This is a genomic window from Cetobacterium sp., assembly GCF_048470075.1.
In the GTDB taxonomy this organism is placed as follows: Bacteria; Fusobacteriota; Fusobacteriia; order Fusobacteriales; family Fusobacteriaceae; genus Cetobacterium_A.
The window spans coordinates 1-4,635 of record NZ_DBGBQB010000007.1 but is presented as its reverse complement, the minus strand read 5'-3'; the positions used below and the strand labels follow the sequence as shown (position 1 = coordinate 4,635).

The 4,635-nt window shown below is 28.3% G+C and carries 6 protein-coding genes; 5 read left to right on the top strand and 1 reads right to left on the bottom strand.

From position 1 onward, the window contains the following. Positions 1–245 precede the first annotated feature (245 nt). Genes ACMOUI_RS00230 through ACMOUI_RS00210 form a run of 5 tightly spaced genes read left to right on the top strand, consistent with a single transcriptional unit; the run spans position 246 to position 3,608 of the window. Positions 246–800 (top strand): CD3073 family putative ECF transporter S component, encoded by a 555-nt coding sequence (locus ACMOUI_RS00230; RefSeq protein WP_418963736.1) that lies wholly within the window; start codon positions 246–248, stop codon positions 798–800. A 3-nt stretch (positions 801–803) separates the two neighbouring features. Continuing rightward, the gene (locus ACMOUI_RS00225) at positions 804–1,319 is read left to right on the top strand and encodes a CD3072 family TudS-related putative desulfidase (protein WP_418963735.1); all 516 of its coding nucleotides are present in this window, start codon (positions 804–806) and stop codon (positions 1,317–1,319) included. A gap of 3 nt (positions 1,320–1,322) precedes the next feature. Further along, complete coding sequence (locus ACMOUI_RS00220; protein WP_418963734.1) at positions 1,323–2,135, top strand: ATP-binding cassette domain-containing protein; 813 nt, start codon at positions 1,323–1,325, stop codon at positions 2,133–2,135. Further along, a complete protein-coding gene (locus ACMOUI_RS00215; protein ID WP_418963733.1) occupies positions 2,120–2,920 on the top strand; it encodes an energy-coupling factor ABC transporter ATP-binding protein in 801 nt (266 codons plus the stop codon). The genes ACMOUI_RS00220 and ACMOUI_RS00215 overlap by 16 nt, the downstream gene beginning before the upstream one ends. Further along, entirely contained in the window at positions 2,901–3,608 is a 708-nt protein-coding gene (locus tag ACMOUI_RS00210) for an energy-coupling factor transporter transmembrane component T family protein (RefSeq protein WP_418963732.1), read from the top strand. Before ACMOUI_RS00215 ends, ACMOUI_RS00210 begins: the two co-directional genes overlap by 20 nt. Before the next feature lie 48 nt (positions 3,609–3,656). Here ACMOUI_RS00210 and ACMOUI_RS00205 read toward each other — a convergent pair. Further along, positions 3,657–4,635: TonB-dependent receptor domain-containing protein (locus ACMOUI_RS00205; protein WP_418963731.1), on the bottom strand; the 979-nt coding region annotated here is incomplete at its 5' end.

Below are 4,635 nucleotides of genomic sequence, written 5' to 3'. Positions count from 1 at the left end.
CAACCATAGAAAATATTATACTTAAATTAGAAGATGAAATACAAAAAAAAACCTTTTATTAATAAGGTTTTTTTTTGTATAATAATAGTTAGAGAAAATGATGAAGGAGGAACTTTATGAAGTGACTTAAGTGAAACATGAGAACTTTTAGGATAAAAGTTATAAAAAAGTTCCTAACTAAAGGGATGACTAATTACAAAATATATATTATGAATTAGTTTAAGTGAAAACTAAAAAGGGGAAAAATGAACAAAAATACTTTATCAATAACAATATCGGCATTGGGAATAGGATTGAATATTATATTAGCAACCTTAGCTAAAACATTTGGTATACCTTTTCTATTTTTAGATACTGTTGGTACAATATTATCAGGTGCTCTATTAGGTCCATTTTTTGGAGCTATAACAGGACTAATTACAAACTTGATAACAGCAATGATAAATAATCCAGTAGAACTTCCATTTGCAATAGTTAATATGATGATTGGAATTGTTGTAGGGTTTATAGCAAAAAAATTTGGCTTTAGTATAAAGACAGCAATTTTAACAGGAGTTTTATTATCTGTGTTAGCACCATTGGTTGGAACACCAATAGCAGTGTCTCTATTTGGAGGATTAGCAGGTGGTTCAATGGATATTTTAACAGGATGGTTAGTAAAAAGTGGGCAAAAGATATTTACAGCGGCATTTATACCAAGGATAATGTCTAATTTAATTGATAAAATAACATCTTGTGTAGTGGTAGCTATGATAATAAGTAAACTTCCTAGCACTTTGTTAAGGAAGATAGGGGGTTAAATAATGAATAGAGGAAAAAAAATAGTTATTTTATCTCACTGCATTTTAAATCAAAACTCAGTGGTAAAGCCCTATGCAAAGGAACAGAAGTATTACTTTGAATTTATAAAAAATTTTCTTTTAAATAATTGTGGAATTATTCAACTGCCATGTCCAGAGTTACTTATTTTAGGTTTAAAAAGATGGGGACATGTAAAAGATCAATTTGAATACCCTTATTTTAAGAGAGAGTGCAAATCACTTCTTTATCCTATTATAAATCAAATTGAAAATTATATAGATAATGGATATGAGATAGTTGGAGTATATGGAGTCAAGGGTAGTCCCAGTTGTGGAATTAATAAAACATGCAGAGGAAATTGGGAAGGAGAAGCAAGTTGCTATAAAAATTTAGATGATATTGTTAAGAGGGTTCACTTAGTTTCTGAAAAAGGGATTTTTATGGAAACTTTTGAAAAACTTTTAAATAAAAAAAATATTGAATTAAATTTTTATGATATAGATGATTGGAGTGAATAGAGATTGATTAAATTAGAATCAATAGATTTTTCCTATGATGAAGGGAGTATCTTTCAAGATTTTTCTATAAATTTTGAAAGAGGTAAGTTTTATACATTGCTGGGAAAGAATGGATCTGGTAAAAGTACCTTAATAAAATTAATTTTAGGCATAGAAAAGGCTAGTCGAGGAGACATCTATATAGATAATATAAACCTAAAAGAGAACCTTTTCCAATGCAGAAAGAAAATAGGGGTTGTTTTTCAAAATCCTGATGAACAGATTGTCACTGATGTTGTTGAAGAGGAGATAGCCTTTGTTATGGAAAATTATGGATATTCGTCTGGTCATATGGAAGAGAAAATAGAGAAATTAATAGAGGAAATAGATTTTTATGGAAAAAGAAATGAAAAAATCTCTAAATTATCTGGAGGAGAAAAACAAAGACTCTGTATTGGCTCAGCTTTAGCCCTAGACCCTAAAATTTTAATATTAGATGAAGGTACATCAATGCTAGATCCATCCAATAGAAAGGTTATTTTAAACCTATTAAAAAAGATTAACGAAAAGGGAGTAACAATAATTTTAATAACACATCATTTAGCTGAAATAGAGTTTTGTGATGAAGTTATCTACCTTGAAAAAAACAACATCAAATTTAAGGGCTCTAAGGAGCTATTTAACAGCTTTCTAATAAAAAGCGAGTCGGAACTAGGGATAGAGTTGACACCTATGTTAAAAGTGGCACAGAACATTTATAAAAGGAAAAAAACCGATTTATCTAAAGATATTTTTAGTTTAGAGAAAATGGGTGAGCATCTATGGAATTCTCTTTAAAAAAAGTAAACTCAGGATATGAAGATATAGTCTTGAAAGATTTGAATTTAGAAATAGAAAGTAATCAATGGATTTTTATAATTGGAAAAACTGGAAGTGGAAAATCCACACTTTTACAAACTATAGGATTTTTATTAGACAAGATTCAAGGTACAATTTTATGGAGAAATATGGATCTATCCAGTGGCAAAAATTTAAAAAAATATAGGGAAAAAGTAGGATATATGTTCCAGTATACTGAAAAACAATTTTTTAATAATACGGTGAAAGAGGAGATAGAGTATTCACTGATTAAAAAAAACTTACCCAAAGAGATAATCGATAAAAAGTTAGAGGAGATTTTGAAATGCCTTAAACTTCCTAATGAGGTTTTAAATAGATCACCACATGAAATAAGTGGAGGTCAAAAAAGATTTGTGGCATTGGCTTCAATTTTGATAAACTCTCCAGAGATATTGCTATTGGATGAACCAACAGCAGGATTAGATTTAGAGAATAAGAAATTATTTTTTGACATTCTAAAGGAGTTAAAAAATAAAGGGATAACAATTATTCAAATATCTCATTTATTAGAGGATGTTTTAGAGTATGGAGATAAGGTTATTTCATTAGAAAATAAAAAGATTGTTAAAATTGGAACTCCTTTAAAAGTTTTAGAGGATTCTCATATGGAATTTATAAAATTTTGTAAAATTGTTAATGGGTATGGAATAGAAACTGAAAATATAAGGAGTGTAGAGAAGCTATTGGAAAGGGTTGAATCAGATGTTAAAAAGAAAACTTGACCCAAGAACAGTTTTTTATACAACAATATTTTATGTTTTAGCTCTTGGGTTTGCAAAAAATTATTATCAAATAATAATAATTTTACCATTTATATTTTATCAAATGAAGCTATTTTCTGCGAATTTCAATAAATTAAAAAGGATTTTTAAATACTCAATAGGTCTCCTTTTATCCATGATATTTATAAATTTATTTCTTATGGATAGAGATGTAGATTATGTACTACTTTCAATTTTTAGACTTTTAACAATAATATTGTTGGTGACTTCAATGGTTTCAAAAATGGAGATCAGGGAGATTGGATTTGTAATTGAAAAGACTCTGTTCCCTTTAAAAATATTTAAAGTTCCAGTGGAATCCATTGGAGTTATAACAGCTTTAGCATTTAAGTTTATTCCAATGTTAGAAGATGAGAGTAAAAGAATAATTATTGCTCAAAAAGCAAGAGGAATAGATTATAAACTAATGAACTTTAGAGAGAAGATGGGGAATATAGTGACACTATTTTTTCCAGTGGTTATAAGTGGAATACAAAATGCAGTGAATTTAGCTATTTCTATGGAAGTTAGAGGTTATGGAAATGGAATTAAAAGGACAAGACTAAAGGATTATAAATTGGGGATTCCTGATTATATATATCTATTTTTTGTTTTTACACTGTCACTTTTATTTATTATATTTTGTTAAAGTAAGAAAGCTAAGGTAGCTCCTATTGAGTTATACCTTAGCTTTTTTTTAGAATATATATGTAAATCCAGTGTAAAAAGTTCTACCATTAGCTGGATCATAGACAATCTCTTTATCAGAAATACCTTCTTGATCATAGTTGTCTCTATCCAAAATATTATTGACACCACCATATATTTTTAATCCATTGTTAAACATGTAGTTAAGACTTAAATCTAAAGTAACAAAACTTTTTGTCTCATATTTATTGGCTTTATCCAAATAGTATCTATCTTTATAGTTAAATGATAAGATAGAGTTAAAATTATCTGTGAAATTAATAAGAGTTCCTAAATTGGCATTTATTTTAGGTGTATATGGGACTTGATTTCCCTCTAAACTAGAATTTTTAGAGTCTTCCTTGATTTTAGCATCAATATAAGCTAAATTTTCAAAGAATACAAATTTTCCAAAACTTTGTTCAAATCCTAATTCAATACCCTTTCTTTCAGTTTTACCAAAGTTACCATAGTACCACTCTTTACCATGAGAAACCTCATTGTAATAAATCTCATTTTTAGTTTTCCCAATAAATCCACTCAAAGAGACAAAAGATCCTAAGAAATAGTCTTTAACTCCAATCTCAAGAGTTTGATTCGTTTCAGGTTTTAAATCATTTAAACTATAGTTAGTTCCATCTTTATCTTGGAACTCTGTTGGAGCTGGAGTTCTAAAACTCTCTTCAAAACGAGTATAAATATTACCAGTATCAGAATATAAATAGTTTATTGCAAATTCATAGCTATCATTATGCATAGATTTTTTTATATAATCTGTTTTTAAACCAGTATCCACATAGCCACCATTGAGAAAGATTGGCTTTACTTTATGGTAGTAATGGCTATTCTTTTTTGTGTCATACTTTGTCCATTCCCTTCTATATCCTTGTAAAAACTCAAATCTATCAATAGATGTTTTATTGAAAACATATACTCCATTACTCTTTTTTTCACTGGATAGATTATAAACTTTATACATATCCATGAAG

What these genes read in the sequence shown, in the direction of transcription:
- ACMOUI_RS00215 (WP_418963733.1), top strand. Translation starts at nt 2,120, where the DNA reads ATGGAATTCTCTTTAAAAAAAGTAAACTCAGGATATGAAGATATAGTC.
- ACMOUI_RS00210 (WP_418963732.1), top strand. Translation starts at nt 2,901, where the DNA reads ATGTTAAAAAGAAAACTTGACCCAAGAACAGTTTTTTATACAACAATA.
- ACMOUI_RS00230 (WP_418963736.1), top strand. Translation starts at nt 246, where the DNA reads ATGAACAAAAATACTTTATCAATAACAATATCGGCATTGGGAATAGGA.
- ACMOUI_RS00225 (WP_418963735.1), top strand. Translation starts at nt 804, where the DNA reads ATGAATAGAGGAAAAAAAATAGTTATTTTATCTCACTGCATTTTAAAT.